Source organism: Zoogloea sp. 1C4, assembly GCF_009469605.1.
Taxonomy (GTDB): Bacteria; Pseudomonadota; Gammaproteobacteria; order Burkholderiales; family Rhodocyclaceae; genus Zoogloea; species Zoogloea oryzae.
This window is the reverse complement of sequence record NZ_SSXU01000009.1, coordinates 60,667-80,358: the sequence shown is the minus strand read 5'-3', so window position 1 is coordinate 80,358 and position 19,692 is coordinate 60,667. Positions and strand designations below refer to the sequence as shown.

The following is a 19,692-nucleotide window of genomic DNA, read 5'->3' as shown; positions in this document are numbered from 1 at the left end:
CGGTGGCACTAGTCGATGATGATGAATTCGAAGGTCTCGACCGGTACGGCCGGGTTGTAGCGGACGAGCTTTTCCTGCTTTGCGGTTTGCTGGACTTCGTTGAGCGAGACATCCTCGGCCGATTCGTCGATCGGTTCGCCGCTAAGGATGGAGTACATGCGCTGGATGGTGCTGATGCACACCTGCGAATGCGGGTCGATGCTGGGCGAGGCGAGGCGCTGCACGTTGTAGAGCTCGGTGAACTTGCGGCCATCGTCGGGCGGCGTGTAGGCCATGAACTCCTGGTGGGCCTGCTTGCCGAGGTTTCGGGTATCCACCAGAAACAAAATGCGCTTTGCCCCACCGAACTTGAGCAGGCGATAGACCGAGGTGATGGCGGTAAAGGTCTTGCCCGCGCCGGTAGCCATATGTACCAGAGCCCGGGGCTTGCCCCGCGCCAGCGACCTCTCCAGCCCGGTGACGGCGCTGATCTGGCAGTCGCGCAGGTTCTCTTCGGGCAGCGGTGGCATCTGCCCGGCAAGCCTCGCGCGCAGGGTGTCCGGCTGCGCCAGCCAGGTGGCCAGGGTTTCCGGCTTGAAGAAGTGGAAGATTTCGCGGGATCTCGGGGCTGGGTCGGCGCCGTCGGTGAAGCGGATGATCTGGCCGGTGGCCTCGAACAGAAAGCGCAAGGGCGCGTCGCCCTTGCGCCACTTGAGCCGGGCGGAGGCGTAGCGCTCGGTCTGGGCCTCGGTGACAGTCAGGTTTTCGCCGGCGCTGTCCCGCTTGGCTTCGATCACGCCCACCGCGTCACGGGCAACGAACAACACGTAATCCGCAGGCCCGGTATCGGTGGGGTACTCGCGTACTGCGATGCCAAGCCCCGCCGACAGGTCGAGCTTCTTCAGATCCTGCACGATCCAGCCAGCCTTCTCCAGCCGACTGTCGATCTCGATTCTGGCCAGAGACTCCGGAGTCATCGCTTTTTCTACGCTCGCCGCTTTTTGTTGATGTTCGACGAATATTTTAGTGGAGATAGACGGATGCCTTCACCTCTATTGCAGAAGATTCCGGGCAAGATGCAGCTATTCGTTCCGGTTTGCCCCTACAGCAGGTGCCGATCACCAAAACTTGAAGCCGCAACAAACATCGCCCACGAGAGCGAGCCCCCCCAAGGCGAATCCTCAAACCCTAAGCGGTCCCTCCCCCTGTCGGCAACCTCCCCAACTCCGCCTGCAACCGCTCAAACAGCGCCATGACGTCCTCGGTACGCTGCACGCAGCCCAGCACCACCTTCTGCGACTTGGCGCTGCGCGGCTCGGACACCTTAGTCGGACACCTTAGTCGGATACCCCAGATCGGTCAGCCAGCGCGGGATAGCTGTAGGTCCTGGTCAGCCCCAGGTCTTCATGGGCGTACGCTCGTAGGAAGGCCCGGCGCAGCAGATCGCTGGCGGGCATGCCCTCGCGGACGTTGAGCGTTGCCTTCCCCTCGGCACGGAGCCGGGAGCGGATCAGGCCCAGCTGGATCGCCTCGTCGAGCGACCGCCAGTCCGTCATCGTCTTCAGGCAGCGCTTGCCCCGCCACGCATCGAGGGTGGCCCGTGCCGAGTCGAATTCCTCGACGCTGGCCCACGGCCGCGTGTCGAGGCTGACGTGACCCCGCTGGCGGCTCGCCACGTCGATCATCCGCGGGTTGCACGGCGCCCGCTTTTTGCCGCCAGCGCCTCCGGCGAGTCCTTGCCCTTGAGCGCTTCCTGCTCGGTGCGCAGCGCTCGCGCTGCCTTCACGGAGGGCCCGAACAGGCGCGTGCGCGGCACGCCATCGACCAGCGTGTCACCGGGAAACAGGCGCCACGGGTAAAGGACGCCTCAGCGGATCTCGGCCGCCGTCGCGTAGGCTGTACCCTGTAGCAGAAAGATCAGGCCCCTGCCGCCGCGGGAGACGGCGAACACCGGGAAGCGGGTGTCGTCCGGGTGCGCGAATTCGACGAGGGCATACCCGGCCACATGGCAGAGGTAGTCCTCGACGTCGAGGCTCGCCCGCGGGTTCTCGAGGTCGATCAGCGGCATGTCCGCGAGGCCGGTCGAGTAGGCCCCGGTCAGGAAGGCTTCCTGAATCCGCCGCATCGGTGTCGGCTCGACGCCCTTGATGGTGCGCCGCTTCTTGGTCAGGGCGTTGTAGGCCTCGGTAGTGGCCTTGTGCAGCCCGAAGGCCTGCAGGCTATACGCCCCTACGGCGGGAGTTGGACAATGGCTGCTGACAGGATGGGAGTAGCTCCGACAGATGAAACGTACGGCAATCTGCCGTATAATTTTCCAAAGGAGAAACAACGCCATGCCCACAGTCAACCCCACCGCCCGGCTTGAAGCCCGAATCAGCACCGACCTTCACGCGATGCTCAAGCGCGCCGCGGAGTTGCAGGGGCGAACCATGACCGATTTCGTGGTTGCCGCCGTACAAGACGCAGCCCAACGCGCCATCGAGCAGGCTGAGGTCGTCCGGCTTTCGCTGGCAGACCAGGAGTGCTTTGCTCAAGCGCTGCTGTCACCGCCCCAGCCCGCGCCGGCCCTGGACCGTGCCTTTGAGCGCCGTCGCAAGCTCCTGCAGGCGGAATGAGCGGGGCACCCTTTCGCGTCGCGCCGCTCGATGCCGCCCATGAGCGCGATGAATTCCGCTGCGGTTCCGCTGCGCTCGACCGGTATCTGCGAGAGCAAGTCACTCAAGACATCCGGCGCCGCGTCGCGGCGTGTTTCGTTGCGCTGACCGGTGAGCAGCGCATCGCGGGCTACTACACCCTCGCGTCGGCAAGCCTGCTGCTGGCCGACCTGCCCCCTGGAATCGGCAAGAAGCTGCCCCGCTACCCGACCGTGCCGGCCGTTCGCATGGGGCGCCTGGCGGTCGATGAAGCCTTCACTGGGCAGGGACTCGACGGTGCGCTGCTGGCCGATGCGCTGGAGCGGGCAATCCGATCGGAGATTGCGGCCTACGCCCTGATAGTCGATGCCAAGGATGACACGGCTGCCACCTTCTACCGACACCACGGCTTCATCCCGCTGCCAGACACGCCATTGACGCTGTTTCTTCCGCTCGCAACCGCGCAGGCGTCGCAGAACAGGGGCAACGAGACGCACTGATCTGCGCCCGCTCCACATCGGATCCCGGCAGGTCGTTGATCTGCAAGCAAAAAGGCCAGCCTAAAGAGGTTGGATTTTTTTGCCTGGTCAGGTGTCGATCGAGGCAATTCAGGCTCGATCAGTCCCTGAAAACCCCTCCAGTCACTGGCGCCGAAAGCACGCTCCAGCCCTGAGTCCACCGGGGGGCACGCTCCCGCTGCGCTCGACGGGATCTCACCAGCCAGCCCCCAACCACCGGCCTTTCCTTGACATCCCGTCCGGGCACCGCGCTCCCGCCCCCCCGGCGCCTGCCGCTGTCTCGCCTTTACGCCCGCACATCCACCCGGGCACGGAAAAAGCTCTCAAGCAGAGCGGGCGCCGCGTTCTGCTCCGCCCTTACCCGAGGAGGCCGCTGCCATGTGCCCTGCGCTCAAGGCTCACCGGATCAACATCGCCCTGTGCCTCTTCCACGGGGCGCTGGCGGTGTTTCTGTTGATCCTGCTGCCGGTGGATGCGGCCTGGGGCTGATTGCTGTTGCCGTGGGTGTTGGTCGCCAATGGCTGGTGGGCGCTCATTCACGAGTCGCTGCATGGGGTGCTGCACCCGGATCCGGGGGGAAACCTGCGCTGGGGGCGGATTCAGGGGGTGTTGTTTGGTGCGCCCTACGAGTTGCTGCGCGGGGGGCATCTGCTGCACCACGCGTTCAGCCGGGACGAGCGGGACAGGACGGAGGTCTTCACGCCGGGGCCGCGGGGGCAGGCGGCGGTTCGGCTGGCCTATTACTTCCGGTTGCTGGGCGGGCTCCATCTCTTCGAGGTGGCGGGCGGGCTGGTGGCGCTGCTGCCGCGCCCGATCATCCGGCGTGTGGCGCGTGCGCTCGCCCGGGACGACAACGTCGTCGAGGCCCTGGCTGCCCGGCTGCAGGCGCCGGACACCTTCCGGCGTTACCGGACGGATGCCGCGGCGATCGCGCTGCTCCATGCGCTCGCCTTCGCGCTGTACGGCGCCCACGCCTGGATGCTTTTGCTGGCGCTGGCCGGGCGGGGGCTGCTGGTGAGCCTGCTGGATAACGCCTTTCACTACGGCACACCCCTCGGCCAGCGCCGGCATGCGCGCAACCTGGCCGCGCCTCCGGTGCTCGGGGGGCTGATCCTCAACTTCAACCTGCACGGCAGCCATCACCTGCGCCCGGGCCTGCCGTGGTGGCGGCTGGGCGAGTTTCACTGCGCGGCGGGCCATCCGGTCGACGGCGCGCTGGTTCCCGCCGTGCTGGCGCAGCTGGCCGGGCCGATTCCGCTGGGCGACTCTCGCCTCCAGGCGGCGCCTTCCCCAGGGCACGGGGCGAAGCCAGGCTGACCGCGCCCGGGCAATTTGCCCGACCTGCCTGCCGATTTTGCCCGTTGCCCGGCGGGAGGCCCCCCGAACCCCGCGCCGGGCCTAGAATCCGCAAAAACAAGACCTCATCCATTTCCCCGGAGACAACCCATGAAACGCGCCCCCCGCCGCCAGCTCATACTGGCGCTTGCCGCCCTGCTGCTCACAGCCCACCTGCCGGCCCAGGCCGACGAACAGATGGACGCCATCCACAAGCGCGGGCGGCTCAAGGTGGCCGTGTACAACAACTTCCCGCCCTATTCCGACGCCGGCAAGGGCATCGACGTGGAGCTCGGGCAGGCGCTGGCGGCAAAGATGGGGCTGCAGGCCGAGATCATCGGCTTTCTGGCCGGCGAGGACATGGGCGACGACCTGCGCAACATGGTCTGGAAGGGCCACTACCTGCGCGGCGAGCCGGCCGACGTGATGCTGCGCGTGCCGGTGGACCCGGTGTTCGCCAAGGACAACGAGCAGGCGCGCATCTTCGGTGCCTACCAGCAGGAGGTGATGGGCATGGCGCGGGTCGCCAGCCGCATCCCCGCCCCCAGCGGCTCGGCGGCGGTGGCGCTGGAGGTGTTCACCCGCGAGAAAATCGGCGTCGAGGGCGACACCCTGGCGGATGCCTTCCTGGGCGGCGCGCTGCAGGGCCGGCTGCGGTCCAACATCACCCACTTCAAGTCGATCGGCGAGGCCGTCAAGGCCCTGAAGGAAGACAGCGTAGCCGCCGTGATGGCGCCCCTGGCCGAGCTGGAAGGCGCGCTGGTGGGCGAGACCCGCTTTGCAGTGGAAGAAGCCAAGCTGGGCGAACTCAACCCCAAACGCTGGGCCATCGGGATGGCCGTGAAGGCCGATTCCGAGGAACTCGCCACCGCCCTCAGCAGCGCCCTCGCCGACCTGCAGAAGGACGGCACCGTGGCCGCCATCTTCAAGCGCCACGGCGTGACCCTGCGCACCCACTGATCCGGGCCGAACGATGCGCACATCCATTCGACTCCTCCCCGCCCTCTGCGCCCTGGCCCTCGCTCCGGCCTTCGCCGCCGACATCGACTGGCCCACCTACGGGCTGGATCTGAACAACCAGCGCTACGCCACGCCCAGCCAGATCAACACCGGCAACGTGGGCAGGCTCACCCGCGCATGGGCCTACCAGAGCGGCGTGAAGGCCACCTTCCAGAGCACGCCGATCATGGTGGATCGCACGGTGTATCTGTCGCTGCCCTTCAACGGCGTGGTGGCGCTGGATGCCGTCACCGGCAAGCAACTGTGGCGCTACGAGCACCCGCGCAAGAAGGATTACCCCATGTGCTGCGGCCCGGGCAACCGGGGCGTGGCGGTGGCCGACGGCAAGGTCTTCATCGGCACCGTGGATGCGCGGCTGGTGGCGCTGGACGCGAAATCCGGCAAGGTGGTGTGGGATGTGGAGGTGGCCGACAGCGACAGCGCCCGGCAGGAATCCGTGACCACCCTCAACGAATCCGACCCGCTGCGCAAGGCCACCATCGCCGGGCAGTCCGGCGTGGGCATCGCCATGGCGCCGGTGGTCTACAAGGGCAAGGTGCTGATCGGCGTGACCGGCGTGGGCTACGGCCTGCATCTGGATTCCGACCGGGACGGCGCGCCCCTGGGCGCGGTGGTGGGCTTTGCCGGCAGCTACGGGCGCCCGGGCTTCCTCGCGGCCTTCGACGTGGCCACCGGCAAGCGGGTGTGGCAGTTCGACACCATCGCCCCGACCAACTGGGAAGGCGAGTTCCGCCGCACCACGCCGGATGGCGTGTCGCTCCACCGGGACATCGACAAGGAGCGCGCCGACCTGCCCAGATACCCGGACGCGGCCCACTACGGCGGCGGCTCGGCGTGGTCCACGCCGGCAATCGACACCGAAAACGGCCTGCTCTACTTTGGCACCGGCAACCCGTCGCCCCAGATGGACGGCACCTCGCGGCCGGGCGACAACCTGTACACCGTGTCGCTGGTGTGCCTGGATGTGGCCACCGGCAAGATCCGCTGGCACTACCAGCAGGTGCCCCACGACCAGTGGGGCTACGACGTGGCGAGCCCGGCGGTGCTGTTCGACTACCCGCACGAGGGCAAGGTGGTGCCGGCGGTGGGCCAGGCGGCCAAGATCGGCTGGTACTACATCCACAACCGCCTCACCGGCGAGTTGCTGAAGAAATCCGACGAGTTCGTGGTGCACCAAAACACCTTCACCAACCCCACGCCGGAAGGCCAGGTGATCCTGCCGGGCGTGCTGGGCGGCATCAACTGGTCGCCCACCTCGGTGGATGCGAAGAAGCTGGTGGCCTATGTACCGGCGATCCACTGGCCGGTGAAATACACCAAGAAAGTGATCCCCGCGACCAGCGCCAAGCCGGCGGTGGAATACACCACGCTCGAGCCGCTGATGGACGTGCCCCGCTGGGGCGTGCTGTCGGCCATCGATCTGGCCACCGGCCGGATGAAGTGGCAGCACAAGACCGCCCAGCCCCTGGTGGGCGGCGTGCTCGCCACCGCGGGCGATCTCGTCTTCATGGGCGAAGGCAACGGCCGCTTCAACGCCTACGACGCCGCCAGCGGGCAAACCCTGTGGAGCGACCAGCTGGATGCCGGCGTCAATGCGCCGCCTGTGACGTGGCAGATCGACGGCGTGCAGTACGTGGGCGTGGCCGCCGGCGGCAATCAGATCTTCGGCTACAAGGCCGGCGACACCTTCCAGGTCTATCGCCTGGGGCAGTAACGCGGCGAGGCCCGGCCCCGGGCCTCAGCCGATCAGCTTGAGCTTCATGGCCAGCCGGGCGAGCTCGATGTCGGTGCGCACGCCCAGCTTGGTCTTGATCTGGTAGTGCACGTTCTGCACCGTCTTCGGGCTGATGTTGAGGATGTTGCCGATCTCCTCGGTGCCCAGCCCATCCAGCAGCAGGCGCAGGATCTCGAACTCCCGCGGGTTGAGCTCGTCGGCCGGGTTGCCGGCGCCTTCCAGCAGGGTCAGCGCCATCTCCGGCGCGATGTCGGGGCTCAGCACCTTCTCGCGGCGGGCCACCTTGTACACCGCCTGGATCAGCACATCCGGGCTGCTGCTCTTGGTCACGTAGCCCAGCGCCCCGGCGCGGATCGCCTGGGCCGCGAAGAGCGGGTCGCGGTGCATGCTGAACACCAGGATGCAGGCCTCCGGCTGGCGCTGGAGGATGCGCCGGGTGAGCTCGATGCCGCCCATGCCGGGCAGCGACAGGTCGAGGATGGTGAGGTCGGGCTGGCCTTCGCGCAGGATCTGCAGGGCCTCTTCGGCAGAGCCGGCCTCGGCCTCGACGCGCAGGTCGGCCCGGCGCTCCAGCAGACGGCGGTAGCCTTCGCGGACCACCGCGTGGTCGTCGACGAGCAGGATGCGGATCACGGGGTCTCCTTGGTGGTGGCGTCGTCGGCACTGGCGACGGGTAGCTGCACGCTTACCCGCGTACCGCGCTCGGGCGCGGGCTCGATGCGCAGGGTGCCGCCCAGCGCCAGCACCCGCTCCTCCATGCCCAGCCGGCCAAAGCCGCCGGGCTTGCCGGCGGGGCGGGTGTCCTCGCCGCCATAGCCGAGCCCGTCGTCGCGGATTTCGAGCAGCAGCCCGGTTGCCTCGCGCCGCAGCGTCACCTCAACCCGGCCTGGCTGGCCGTGGCGAACGGCATTGGTGAGGCTCTCCTGGATGATCCGGTAAACGCTCACATTGATGTTGTCGGGCAGGTCATCGAGCCCCTCGTCGGCCTGCAGCGTGAAGCGAATGTCGCGGCTGCGCTGGTTCCAGCCGGCGATCAGCTGCCGGAGGCTGGGCAGCAGCCCGAACTCCTCCAGCCCCGTGGGGCGCAGGCGGTGGAGGATCTGCTGCAGGGTTTCCATCATGTGCCCGACTGTCCTGACGATGGAGTCGGCACACGGGCGCAGGGCCGGCACGCCCTCGTCGGCGAGTTCGCGGGCGAAGGCGGCCTCGGCGTTGAGGGACGCGAGATACTGGCCGAACTCGTCGTGCAGCTCCCGCGCCAGGTGCTGGCGCTCCTCCTCGCGCACCGACAGCAGCCGGTGGGCCAGGCGCTGCTGGCTGTGGATGGTGCGGGCGAGGCGGTCGGCCAGATGATTGAAGCCCTCGGCGATGCGGTTGAGCTCGATCAGCGCGAAGCCGGGCATACGCGCCTTCAGGTCGCCCCGCTCCATCCGCCCAAGGGTGCCGAGGATCGCCTCGGACGGCGCCAGCGCGTTGCGCACCGGCCGATACACGAAGAAGCTGAAGAGCAGGATCATCGTGCTCACCGCCACCAGATTGGCCATCTTCAGGGCCAGCTCCAGCACCTCGCGGCCGTAGTTGGGCGTGACCACCAGCTGCCCGCCGGTGATGCCCGGGTACTGCCCGATGCTGCCGCGAAACTCCGCGTCGTTTCCCACCACGCGGCGCATGAACGCCTCCACCGGCGCCGGCAGGCTAACCGCCTCGGCAAAGCACTGGCGATAGGTGGCGTGGGTATGAAAATCGCTCATCTCTATGCAGAAATCGATCACCTGCCCCATCGCCTTGAGGGCGGAAAGATCCAGGTTGAGCTCGGCGAGGGTCGCGTCGTAGGCCGAGTAGTTGCGGTTGATCTCTTCGGTGATGAGCTGGCGGATCGCCACGCCGGTGCGCTGAATGTCGCCGCGCACCCGGTAGCGGGCCTCCAGCAGCGTGACCACCGCGCCCAGCAGCAGCACGATCAGCGCAAACAGGCTGACCCGGACGAAGAGATGGCGCTTGAGGTCGAGCGGGCGCAGGCGGGGAGCGGCAAGCATGGCGAGGGGTGTCAACTTCGGTGGACCCACAGGATGCCGCAAAACCGCAGGGTAATTTGCCCGACGTGACGTGGGGCATCCGCCCGACCTGCCGACTCTCAGAACGCGTCCTTCGGCGCCTTCTTCTCGAACACCGGCGAGGCCGGGCGCTGGAAGTTCACCTCCAGCATGTCGGACCGGAAATCGGTACCGGCATCGTTGCCGGAGAACAGGTCGGCGATCCGCTTGCCGGACTTGAAGACCATCACCGAGATGCCCTGGGCCATGCCGGTGGCCTCGACCACGTAATAGGTGAAGGGGCCGCGCTGGAAGGCGAAGATGTCCTCGCCCATCCGCGGGCCGGTGGCACGGCTGGTGAGGGCGGCCCTCTCTGCGGCGCTGGCGACGTGCTCGATCTCCACCTCACCCGGCTTGCCGTAGCGATAAACGAAGCGACCGAAGGGCTCCTTCGGCTTGTCGGCGCAGAGCGAGACGAGCTTGCCGCTCTTGCGGACGACGCCGTTCCCGTCGAGCTTGCCCATGCGGGCGGCGCCGGCCAGCCGGGCATCGTCGATCCCCGCGCAGGCCGCGTACGCCCGAAGCCTCGCCTGCCCAACAGTTTTCCGGGACAATCCGGGCCCGTCCCGCCAGCCCTTCGCCCGCCCATGCAGCCGCTCCTCGACGCCATCGCCGCCCTCACGCCGCCCACCGACGCCGGGCGTATCTTCCACGGCCGTGGCGGGCTTCATCCGGGCTGCGAGCAATGGACGCTGGACGCCTATCCGCCGGTGCTGCTCCTCACCAGCTTCGAGCCGGCCACCGATGACGAGCTGGCTGCCATCGGCGCGGCGCTGGAAGCCCGTTGGGCGCAGGTCGCGCCGGGCGAGCCGCTCAACTGGGTGTATCAGTACCGCTTCGAGGCCCGCGCCGAGACGCGGCTGATGGCCGGCAGCGTGCCCGAGCCCCATGTGGTCAGCGAGGACGGGGCGCGCTTCCGGGTGCATCTGCTGCGCGGGCTCAACCACGGCTTCTTCCTCGACATGGCCGAGGGCCGGCGCTGGGTGCGGGCGCAGATGGCGGCGCGGCCGGGGCAGCGGGTGCTCAACCTGTTCGCCTACAGCTGCGCGTTCTCGGTGGTGGCGCTGCAGGCGGGCGCCGGGCAGGTGGTGAATGTGGACATGGCCGGCGGCGCGCTCTCCATCGGCCAGAAGAACCACCAGCTAAACGGGCTGGGCGCGGGGGCGAGCTTCATGCCCCACGACATCTTCGCCTCGTGGGGCAAGATCAAGCGCAGCGGGCCCTACGATCTGGTGGTCCTCGACCCGCCCAGCTACCAGAAGGGCAGCTTCGTGGCCGAGAAGGATTACGCCCGGCTGGTGCGCCGCCTGCCCGACCTGCTGGAGCCCGGCGGACAGGCGCTGCTGTGCCTCAACTCGCCCAAGCTGGGGGCGGATTTCCTCCACGGGCTGATGGCCGATAACGCGCCGGCGATGCAGTTTGTGGAGCGCCTCGCCAACCCGCCGGCCTTTGCCGACGTGGCCCCGGAGCGGGCGCTGAAGGTGCTGGTCTACCGCGCACCGGGCTGAGGCGCCCTGCGCGGAAGTCAAGTTCCGGCAAGAAATGCCGAAGAGCGTGTGTCACCCGCGCACGTCCTGCCACGACGGGTGGCCTGCCCGATCAATCATCCGATGGCCCCTGCCATGTTCAAGCCCCTTCGCGCCGCCTGTGCGCCGCTTCTCCTCATCGCCGGGCTGGGCCTTGCCCAGCCGCTGCTCGCCAACGATCACGGTGGCGGGGGCGGCGCCGACCTCGTCACCCTCGAGACGATCACCACCAACCTGGCCGCGGACGCCGACGGTTCGAGCCGCTTTGTGCAGCTGGCGATCACCCTGCGTCTGGACGACCCGAAGGGCGCGGCGGCGATCAACGCCTACATGCCCCAGGTGCGCAACGACATCCTGATGCTGCTGGCCGGCCACAGCGGCGCCGAGCTGAAGACGACCAAGGCCCGCGGCGACCTGGCCGAGGAGATCCGCGACGCGATCAATGGCATCGTCGGCAACCCGGCCTACACCGACAAGCGCGGCCATCGCCAGCCCGCCATCGGCCCGGTGAAGACCACGCTGTTCACGAATTTCATCATCCAGTAGGTGCGGCCGGCAAACGCGCATGCCTGTTGAATTCATCACACACTCAAGTCTTGTTCGGTAATACCGTAACACCGGCATGGCCTTTGCTATGTCAAAGAACAGAAAACAGGACGGAGACACCGACATGAACACCCTGCACTTTCACTTCCAGTTGGGCACCGCGCTGCGGGCAATCCTGGCCTGGCTGGCCGATACGACCCAGGAGAGCCGTTCCGCGCGGCTTTCGACCATGGGCATGGCGGCCTGCCGGCGGGATGGCTACGGCTTCGAGCACCCGGGCGAGGACCACCGCTTCCGCTGAGGCGCGCACCAGCATGGTGCATCCGGCCGACCCATGCGCACCACTGGTGCCCCGGGCCAGGCACCCCGTGGATCGGACTTCGGTCCGAGCAACAGGGTGCAACCACAAGATGCCCGAAAGTGACAAAGCCGCCCGCGGGCGGCTTTGTCGTTGCTGGCGCGGGAGCGCTCAGTTGGCAGCGTCGTCCGCGGCAGCCGCCGCGTCGTCGGTGTTCTCGACCGGCAGGGTGACGGTGAAGGTCGTCCCCTTGCCCACCGTGCTGGCCACGTCGATGGTGCCGTGGTGCTTGCCGATGATGCCGTAGGCGATGGACAGGCCGAGCCCGGTGCCCTTGCCGATGGGCTTGGTGGTGAAGAAGGGCTCGAAGAGATGGGCGAAGTTCTCTTCGGGGATGCCCACCCCGTTGTCGCTCACGTGGATGCGCACGGTGCCGGTGGCGTCGTGCTCGGTGGTGATGACGATCTCGCCCTTCTCGGGGATGGCGTGGGCGGCGTTGACCAGCAGGTTCATGAACACCTGGTTGAGCTGCGAGGCGATGCAATACACCTGGGGCAGCGCCGGGTCGTAGTTCTTGACCACGGTGCACTTGTACTTGATCTCGTTCCAGATGATGTTGAGGGTCGAGTCGATGCAGGCGTGCAGGTCGGCCCAGCCCCAGCCGGCGCCGCCGACGCGGGAGAAATCCTTGAGGTTCTGGACGATGTCCTGCACCCGGGTGAGGCCGTCCTTGGATTCGCTGAGGAGCTGGAAGATGTCCTCGTGCACGAAGTCGAAATCCTTCTGCTTCTTGAGGGCTGCCAGCTCGGCGGCGTCGGGAGCGGGCAGCGCGGCGGCGGCCTTGTCGTCGTAGGCCCGGAGGATCTCGAAGATGCCCGTGAGGTAGCCTTCGAGGGTGGTCACGTTGGAGCGCACGAAGCCGATCGGGTTGTTCAGCTCGTGGGCGACGCCGGCGGCGAGCTGGCCCAGCGAGGCCATCTTCTCGGACTGCAGGAGCTGGTTCTGGGCGTCTTCGAGCTTGCGGTTGAGCTCGCGCTGGTGGGCCAGGGACTGGGCGAGCTGCTCGCGCTCACGGCGCAGCTCGATCTCGGCGGCCACCTTGTCGGTCACGTCGTTGGCGTAGACCACCACCCGCGGCGGGTTGCCGGGCACCGGATAGACGGTGACGTGGAAGATGCGCCCCCGGTTGGCGGCGTCGATCTCGGAGCTGTGGCCGGTGGCGAGCACCTCGGCGATCTGGTCGGCCAGGCGGATGCCGAACTCGGGCGGCAGCAGGTCGAAGAGGTTCTGCCCCGACAGCCGGGCGGGCGTCGAGCCGAAGAACTCGGCGCCGATGCGGTTGATCGCCATCAGCGCACCATCGGGGGTGATCATCGCGATGAGCTGGTCGGCGCTGTCGAGGATCGCCCCGAGGGTCTCGGTGCGCTCCATGACCCGGGATTCGAGGGTCTCGTTCTGGGTGCGCAGCTCGTCCTGGGCCTGCTTGAGCTTGAGGTGGCTCTTCACCCGTGCCAGCAGGATCGCGGCGCGCAGGGGCTTGGTGATGTAGTCGGCGGCGCCCAGCGACAGGCCGTGCTGCTCGTCCTCGTCATTGACCCGGGCGGTCACGAAGATCACCGGGATGTCGCGGGTCACCGGGCTGGCGCGCAGGCGCTGGATGACCTCGTAGCCGTCCATCTCCGGCATCATCACGTCGAGCAGGATCAGGTCCGGGCGCGGATCGGCGGCGGCAATGCCGAGCGCCACCGGGCCGGATTCGGCGGTGAGCACGTTGAAGTGCCCCTCCAGCATCCGGCTGACGCCTTTCAGGTTGATCCGGGAATCGTCCACCACCAGGATGGTGGGCGCCCCCGGCTCCACCGAGGGCTTCTGTCGTTCTGGGGTCGCCAGCATCTTGTCGTCTCCCGAGGTCTTGCGCGCACCGGCTCTCTCCGGGCACAGGCTTCGTCACATCCGGTCATTACGGAAGCCCGTCCACACGACTTGATAGCCCGCCAAAAATATCCTGTCTGCAAGCGCCGGGCCGTGGGGCGGCGCCGGTTTACCCGGATGGGCCGCTGTCATCCTTTTCTGGGATCATCCGGTCTTTGCCCATCCGGAGCCGCTTCCGATGCCTGACTCCTCCAGCACCCTGTTCACACCCTTTTCCCTCGGCAAGCTCAGCCTGCCCAACCGCATCGTCATCGCGCCCATGTGCCAGTACTCGGCCGACGGCGACGGCAACGCCACCGACTGGCACCTGATCCACCTGGGCAGCCTGGCCCTCTCGGGTGCCGGCATGCTGATCATCGAGGCCACCGCCGTGTCGCCGGAAGGCCGCATCACCCACGACTGCCTGGGCCTGTGGTCCGACGCCAACGCCGCCGCCCTGGGCCAGGTGCTCGACAGCGTGCGCCACCATTCGTCGATGCCGCTGGCGATCCAGCTCGCCCACGCCGGCCGCAAGGCCTCCAGCGCGGTGCCCTGGGCCGGCGGCCAGCTGCTGTCGGTCGAAGACGGCGGCTGGCCCTGCGTGGCCCCGTCGGCAGTGGCCTATTCGGATGCCGAGCCCGCCCCCACGGCCCTCGACGCCGCCGGCCTCGTGCGCATCCGCGACGCCTTCGTGGCCGCCGCCCGCCGCGCCGCGCGCATCGGCATCGACTGCGTCGAGCTGCACGGCGCCCACGGCTATCTGCTCCACGAGTTCCTGTCGCCCCTCAGCAACATCCGCGACGACGCCTACGGCGGCAGCCTCGAAAACCGCATGCGCTTCCCCCTCGAGGTGTTCGACGCGGTGCGCGCGGCCTTCCCGGCCGACCGCCCGGTGGGCATGCGCATCTCCGCCACCGACTGGGTCGAGGGCGGCTGGGATCTGGAGCAGAGCGTGTCCTTCGCCCAGGCCCTCAAGGCCCGCGGCTGCGACTTCATCCACGTGTCCACCGGCGGGCTGTCGCCGCTACAGAAGTTCGCAGTGGCGCCGGGCTTCCAGGTGCCGTTTGCCGAGCGCATCCGCGCCGCAACCGGCATGCCCACCATCGCGGTGGGCCTCGTCACCGAAGCCGAACAGGCCGAGGAGATCGTCGCGAAGGGTCAGGCCGATCTGGTCGGCGTGGCCCGGGTGATGATGTACGACCCCCACTGGCCGTGGCACGCCGCCGCCAGGCTCGGCGCGAAGGTGAATGCCCCGCGTCAATACTGGCGCAGCGCGCCGCGCGGTGCCGGCGATTTGTTCACCGGCGCGAAGATCGGCATGCGCTGAAGCGGCGTCAGGCGCTGGCCGGGCGCCGGTGACGCAGGATCGAGCGCACCATCGCCTCCGGCTCGATGGGCTTGGCCAGGTGATCCACCATCCCGGCCGCCAGGCAGGCCGCCCGCTCCTCGTCGAGGGCGTGGGCGGTCTGGCCGATCACCGGCAGATCCGGGGCGATGCCGCCCAGCAGGCGGGTGGCCGTGTGGCCGTCCATCACCGGCATCTGCACATCCATCAGCACCACGTCGAAGGACGCCGCGCCCTTGGCCAGCACGCAGTCGATGGCCGCCTGGCCGTTATCCACCAGCGTCACCTCGGCGCCTTCGCTGCACAGGTGGTCTTCGAGCACCATCTGGTTCACCTCGTTGTCCTCGGCCACCAGCACCCGGATGCCGGTCAGCCGGGTGCCGGGTTCGCCGTCGGCGCCCTCCGGCTCGGTCTCGGCCGGCGCCGCCGCCAGCGGCACGTAAGGCAGGCGCACCTCGAAGCTGCTGCCCTGGCCCTCGACGCTCTCGGCGCGCAGGCTGCCCCCCATCAGCCCGACGATGCGATGGGTGATCGTCAGCCCCAGCCCGGTGCCGCCAAACCTGCGGGTGGTGGAGTTGTCGGCCTGTTCGAAGGGCGCGAAAACCTTCTCGATGTCGGCCTGACGCATGCCGATGCCGGTGTCGCTGATGCGCAGCACCAGCTCGTCGCCCTCGGCCCCGGCGTAGAGGGTGACGCTGCCGTGCTCGGTGAACTTGATGGCGTTGGAGAGCAGGTTCACCAGGATCTGCCCGATCCGCAGCGGATCGCTGATGCACGCCGCCGGCAGCGACGGCGCCCGCTGCAGGCGGATCGTCAGGCCCTTGTCCTCGGCGCGTTCGTCCATCAGCGCCAGGGTGTCGCCGATCACCTTGATCAGATCCACCTCGATGGCCTCGATGCCCAGCTTGCCGGCCTCGATCTTCGAGAAATCGAGGATGTCGTTGATGATGCCCAGCAGCAGCTGGCCCGATGACAGGATGCGCCCGAAGGTGTTCTGCGCGGCATCCCGCCCGACGCTCTCCCGATAACCCATCCGCGCCAGGCCCAGCACGCCGTTGAGCGGGGTGCGGATCTCGTGGCTCATGTTGGCGAGGAACTCGCTCTTCACCCGGGCCAGGCGCTCGACCTCGGCGCGAGCGGTTTCCAGATCGGCGGTGCGCGCGGCGACGAGCTCCTCGAGGCTGTCCCGGTAGCGGGCCAGCTCTTCATCCTTGCGAATCCGCTCGGTGACGTCCTGCAGGATGGTGATGCCGCCCGTGATGGTGCCGTCCGCATCCCGCAGCGGCGCGCAGGACACCGACACCAGCAGCTCCTTGCCGGCGTAGGAGGTGCGGTAGCCGCCCTCGTACTCGCCCAGCTCGCCGGCCAGCGCCGCGCGCATGGCGGGCAGGATGCGCTGGTCCTTCAGCGTCTTGCAGTCGAGGCTCAGCATGTACTCGTGGGGCACGGCCATGATGTTGGCGAACTGCAGGTTGCAATAGACCACCTTCAGATCGGTGCCGTACTGCAGGATGCCCACCGGCGAATACTGCAGCAGCAGGCGGTTGCGCTCCTCGCTCTCGCTGCGGGCCAGCTCGGCCAGCTTGCGGTCGGTGACGTCGGCCTGCACGCCCTCCCACAGCACCGCGCCGTCGTCGAGCCGCGTCGGCCGGGCGATCACCCCGACCCAGCGGATCTCGCCCCTCACCTGGACGCGACCCTCCCAGGTGAAATCGCGCTCGCTGTCGAAGCTGCCCGCCCGCGCATTCTTGAGCGCCGGGCGATCGTCCGGATGAACCTGGGAGAACACCTGCCGCGCGTCGGCCATCGCCGCCTCCACGGTCACCCCGAGCTGCGAGCAGAAGCGCGGGCTCACATAGGTGAAGCGCGAAAGCCCGTCGGGCTGCCAGCGGAAGCCGAACACGCCGGTGGGGATGCGCGCCACCAGCTTCTCGTAGTCGGCCACGGCGCTCTGCAGCGAGGCCTCGACCTGCTTGTATTCGGTGATGTCCTGCACCGCACCGTGGACGCTCAGCGGGTGGCCGGCGGCATCGCGCTCCATCAGGCCGACCCCATGCACCCAGCGGATCGCCCCGTCGCGGCAGATGATGCGGTAGCTCTGGTCGAAGGGTTCGCCGTTCTGCACCAGCCCGACCATGAAGCGCTCGATCACCCGGCGGTCGTCCGGATGAACCAGCTCGATCCAGTCTTCCGGCACGAAGGGCCGCTCCCGCGGCACACGGAAGACATCACGCAGGGTGGGCGAAGAGGTCGTGACCTTGTTGCTCAGGTCGATGGAGTAGACGCCCAGCTTGCCGATGCCCTCGGCGGCGGCCAGGGCCCGGTCCCGCACGCGCAGCTCGCCCAGGGTGGCGGCCAGGCGCACGTTGGACTCCCTCACCTGGCTCGCATCGTCCTGCTGACGCCGGTAGAGATGGCCGATCAGCAGCGCCGAACCGCCCGAGACGATCAGGAAGGCCGTCAGCAGGATGCCGGTCTGCCAGGCTTCCCGATGCCACTGCACGAGATAGTCGTGGCTCGATAGGCTCACCCCCACCACAAAGGGCAGGCCATCGACCCGCTGCACGGCCAGGAAGCGTTCGCTCCCGTCGCCGCCATCGCCGCTGTCCGTGGCGCGGAACACCGCGGCGTTCTGGCCGGCGCCCAGGCGCTCGCGCACGCCCTCGGCCGACCACACCTCGCCGATCTCGCCGGCCGGGCCGGTGACGGGCGGGTAGCGGGTGATGAGGCTCAGATCCTGATAGCGCAGCATCGCGCTGCCGCCGGGCCCGAGGCTCGGACGGGACAGCATCGCGGTGAGGTATTCGACCGGCACGATGGCCACCACCACCCCGGCAAAGCTCCCGTCGGCGCGGTTGTAGCGGCGGGCAAAGGGCACGATCCAGGTCTTCACGACCCGCCCGATCACCGGCCGCGACACCGTAAGCCCGGCCGCCGGATTGGCCTTCAGCGTGCGGAAGTATTCCCGGTCGGAGATGTCGGCCTTCAGCACCGGACCAAGGGCCCCTTCCCAGCGCAGCGCGCCGTTGGCGTCGTAGACGCGCACGCCCTCGATCTCCGGCAACCAGCCCTTGTAGCGCATCAGCATTGCGCGGATCTCGTCGGCGGTGAGGTAGGACTGCCCTTCCGCCTCCTCCCGTTCGAGTTCGTCCGCCAGCGCCCGCAGCGCCAGATCGATGGTGCGACCGCTGTTGGCGAGGCCCTGATCAAGGGCGCCGGCCAGGTTGCGGGCGTTCTGGGCTACCAGGGCTTCCGTCTGGGCGCGGCTGCCGATGAGGCTGAACACCCCCAGCCCGATCGCCAGCAGGTTGCTCAGGACCACCGCCATGATCAGCACGACGACGAAACGTCGCTGTCGCTCCGGCGCGAGGAGGGTGGAGAGGAAACGGGACAGCACGTTCATGGGCGGCGGCGACCTGGATCGGCAAGCGGGCTCGACCTTTCGCAACCCGTTGCGAAGGCCTGTCGCTCTCTATCGGCATCCAGCTGCTGCCCTGAAGGCTGGGCGCGGTGACGGGCCTTATCGGCGGGCGAAGATCGGGGCGCTGAGGATCACCTGGCGCTGGATTCCCACCAGCCGTTCGACGATCACCCGCCACGCCAGACTATCCACCCGGGCCCGCGCCGCCAGATGCAGGCTCGCGCGAAGGTCGGGGGATTCGGCCAGCGCCACCGCCCCGGCCACGAAGCCGGGCTCGTCGCCCGGCTCGGCCAGCCATCCGTGTACCCGGTGGTCGATCAGTTCATGGGCAGCAGCGTCCCGGTAGGCTACCACCGGCAGACCGCTGGCGAGCGCCTCGGCCACCACGTTGCCGTAGGTTTCGGTAAGACTTGGAAACACGAACAGATCGGCGCTGGCGTAATGCGCGGCCAGCAGCACGCCGGTCTGGGCGCCGACGCACACCGCCTCGGGCAGCCGCGCCCGCAGCTGCGGCAGGGCCGGGCCATCGCCCACCAGCACCAGCCGCGCCCGAGGGTGGCGGGCCCGCACGGCCACGAAGGCCTGCTCCAGCAGGGCCAGGTTCTTCTCGGGGGCGATGCGCCCCACGTACAGCACCGCCAGATCATCGGGCGCCAGCCCCCACTGGCGGCGCAGGGCATCGCTACGCCGAGCGGGGTCGAAGAGGGTCGTATCCACCCCGCGGGAGACCACATCCACCCGCGGGATGCCCTGCCCCGCCAGCTCGGCGCACAGGGCGCGGGTGGGCACCAGGGTCAGGTCGGCCCGGTTGTGGAACTTGCGCAGGTAGGCCGCGATGGGCCGCTTGAGCCAGCCCACGCCGTAGTGGCCGGTGTAGCGGTGGAAGTTGGTGTGGAACTCGCTGATCACCGGCAGGCGCAGCTTGCGCGCCGCGGTGAGCGCCGACCAGCCCAGCGGCCCCTCGGTGACCACCTGCACCACGTCCGGCCGCTGGTGCGACCAGCGCCGCAGCAGCACCTTCTGGGCCGGCAGCCCGAGCTGCAGGTTGGCGTATTTGGGGATCGGGATGCCCCGGGCGAGCATCTGCTCGACCCCGTCGGCGGCAATGACGGCTCCTTCGTGGGCCTGGCGCGGGCGGATCAGATCCACCCGGTGGCCGGCGGCGACGAGCCCCTCCACCATGCGCCCGGTGGTCATCGCCACCCCGTTGATTTCGGGCGGATAGGTTTCGGTCACCACGGCAACCCGCAGCGGGCCCTTGTGGCTGACGATTTCCTGGCAGACGAGTCCGGCGTTGTCCATCCGCCCAGTGTCGCCGGCGGATGCTGCACG

The 19,692-nt window shown here is 68.4% G+C and carries 18 protein-coding genes; 9 read left to right on the top strand and 9 right to left on the bottom strand.

What is annotated here, in order from left to right:
• Positions 1-8: 8 nt before the first annotated feature.
• From GH681_RS23695 to GH681_RS12725, 3 genes are all read right to left on the bottom strand, one after another.
• Positions 9-956, bottom strand: coding sequence for a DEAD/DEAH box helicase family protein (locus GH681_RS23695; protein WP_228111893.1), 948 nt, complete (start codon positions 954-956; stop codon positions 9-11).
• Positions 957-1,316: 360 nt separating this feature from the next.
• On the bottom strand, positions 1,317-1,664 hold the full coding sequence (locus GH681_RS12730; protein WP_153161861.1) for a hypothetical protein: 348 nt from the start codon (positions 1,662-1,664) through the stop codon (positions 1,317-1,319).
• 182 nt (positions 1,665-1,846) lie between these two features.
• On the bottom strand, positions 1,847-2,314 hold the full coding sequence (locus GH681_RS12725; protein WP_153161860.1) for a hypothetical protein: 468 nt from the start codon (positions 2,312-2,314) through the stop codon (positions 1,847-1,849).
• On the opposite strand from GH681_RS12725, the gene GH681_RS12720 reads away from it, so the two are divergent.
• From GH681_RS12720 to GH681_RS12700, 5 genes are all read left to right on the top strand, one after another.
• Positions 2,313-2,594: a DUF1778 domain-containing protein gene (locus GH681_RS12720; protein WP_153161859.1), complete on the top strand. Its 282-nt coding sequence runs from the start codon at positions 2,313-2,315 to the stop codon at positions 2,592-2,594. The genes GH681_RS12725 and GH681_RS12720 overlap by 2 nt on opposite strands.
• Positions 2,591-3,112, top strand: a complete 522-nt coding sequence (locus GH681_RS12715) for a GNAT family N-acetyltransferase (protein ID WP_153161858.1) — start codon at positions 2,591-2,593, stop codon at positions 3,110-3,112. Before GH681_RS12720 ends, GH681_RS12715 begins: the two co-directional genes overlap by 4 nt.
• 507 nt (positions 3,113-3,619) lie before the next feature.
• Complete coding sequence (locus tag GH681_RS12710) at positions 3,620-4,447, top strand: fatty acid desaturase (protein ID WP_153161857.1); 828 nt, start codon at positions 3,620-3,622, stop codon at positions 4,445-4,447.
• A 129-nt stretch (positions 4,448-4,576) separates the two neighbouring features.
• A complete protein-coding gene (locus GH681_RS12705) occupies positions 4,577-5,425 on the top strand; it encodes an ABC transporter substrate-binding protein (protein ID WP_153161856.1) in 849 nt (282 codons plus the stop codon).
• A gap of 13 nt (positions 5,426-5,438) precedes the next feature.
• Entirely contained in the window at positions 5,439-7,199 is a 1,761-nt protein-coding gene (locus GH681_RS12700) for a PQQ-binding-like beta-propeller repeat protein (RefSeq protein ID WP_153161855.1), read from the top strand.
• Positions 7,200-7,223: 24 nt separating this feature from the next.
• Here the strand turns inward: GH681_RS12700 and GH681_RS12695 are convergent, their stop codons facing one another.
• The 3 genes from GH681_RS12695 to GH681_RS12685 all read right to left on the bottom strand — a co-directional run bounded on the left by GH681_RS12695 (position 7,224) and on the right by GH681_RS12685 (position 9,867).
• Positions 7,224-7,853, bottom strand: a complete 630-nt coding sequence (locus tag GH681_RS12695; protein WP_153161854.1) for a response regulator transcription factor — start codon at positions 7,851-7,853, stop codon at positions 7,224-7,226.
• Positions 7,850-9,256 carry a sensor histidine kinase gene (locus tag GH681_RS12690; RefSeq protein ID WP_153161853.1) on the bottom strand — a complete coding sequence of 469 codons (1,407 nt, stop codon included), beginning with the start codon at positions 9,254-9,256 and terminating at the stop codon, positions 7,850-7,852. The genes GH681_RS12695 and GH681_RS12690 overlap by 4 nt, the downstream gene beginning before the upstream one ends.
• A 98-nt stretch (positions 9,257-9,354) precedes the next feature.
• A complete protein-coding gene (locus GH681_RS12685) occupies positions 9,355-9,867 on the bottom strand; it encodes a hypothetical protein (protein ID WP_153161852.1) in 513 nt (170 codons plus the stop codon).
• Between the two features lie 33 nt (positions 9,868-9,900).
• Here GH681_RS12685 and GH681_RS12680 point away from each other — a divergent pair, with 33 nt between their 5' ends.
• The 3 genes from GH681_RS12680 to GH681_RS12670 all read left to right on the top strand — a co-directional run bounded on the left by GH681_RS12680 (position 9,901) and on the right by GH681_RS12670 (position 11,686).
• The gene (locus GH681_RS12680) at positions 9,901-10,821 is read left to right on the top strand and encodes a class I SAM-dependent methyltransferase (RefSeq protein ID WP_153161851.1); all 921 of its coding nucleotides are present in this window, start codon (positions 9,901-9,903) and stop codon (positions 10,819-10,821) included.
• A gap of 114 nt (positions 10,822-10,935) precedes the next feature.
• Positions 10,936-11,385 carry a flagellar basal body-associated protein FliL gene (gene fliL, locus GH681_RS12675; RefSeq protein ID WP_194271227.1) on the top strand — a complete coding sequence of 150 codons (450 nt, stop codon included), beginning with the start codon at positions 10,936-10,938 and terminating at the stop codon, positions 11,383-11,385.
• Positions 11,386-11,509: 124 nt separating this feature from the next.
• Entirely contained in the window at positions 11,510-11,686 is a 177-nt protein-coding gene (locus GH681_RS12670) for a hypothetical protein (RefSeq protein WP_153161849.1), read from the top strand.
• 168 nt (positions 11,687-11,854) lie between these two features.
• Here the strand turns inward: GH681_RS12670 and GH681_RS12665 are convergent, their stop codons facing one another.
• The gene (locus tag GH681_RS12665; RefSeq protein WP_153161848.1) at positions 11,855-13,576 is read right to left on the bottom strand and encodes an ATP-binding protein; all 1,722 of its coding nucleotides are present in this window, start codon (positions 13,574-13,576) and stop codon (positions 11,855-11,857) included.
• A 217-nt stretch (positions 13,577-13,793) separates the two neighbouring features.
• Here GH681_RS12665 and GH681_RS12660 point away from each other — a divergent pair, with 217 nt between their 5' ends.
• A complete protein-coding gene (locus GH681_RS12660) occupies positions 13,794-14,921 on the top strand; it encodes an NADH:flavin oxidoreductase/NADH oxidase (RefSeq protein WP_153161847.1) in 1,128 nt (375 codons plus the stop codon).
• 7 nt (positions 14,922-14,928) lie between these two features.
• Here the strand turns inward: GH681_RS12660 and GH681_RS12655 are convergent, their stop codons facing one another.
• Positions 14,929-18,342, bottom strand: coding sequence for an ATP-binding protein (locus GH681_RS12655; protein ID WP_153161846.1), 3,414 nt, complete (start codon positions 18,340-18,342; stop codon positions 14,929-14,931).
• Positions 18,343-18,459: 117 nt separating this feature from the next.
• Entirely contained in the window at positions 18,460-19,662 is a 1,203-nt protein-coding gene (locus GH681_RS12650; RefSeq protein ID WP_153161845.1) for a glycosyltransferase family 1 protein, read from the bottom strand.
• Positions 19,663-19,692: the final 30 nt, after the last annotated feature.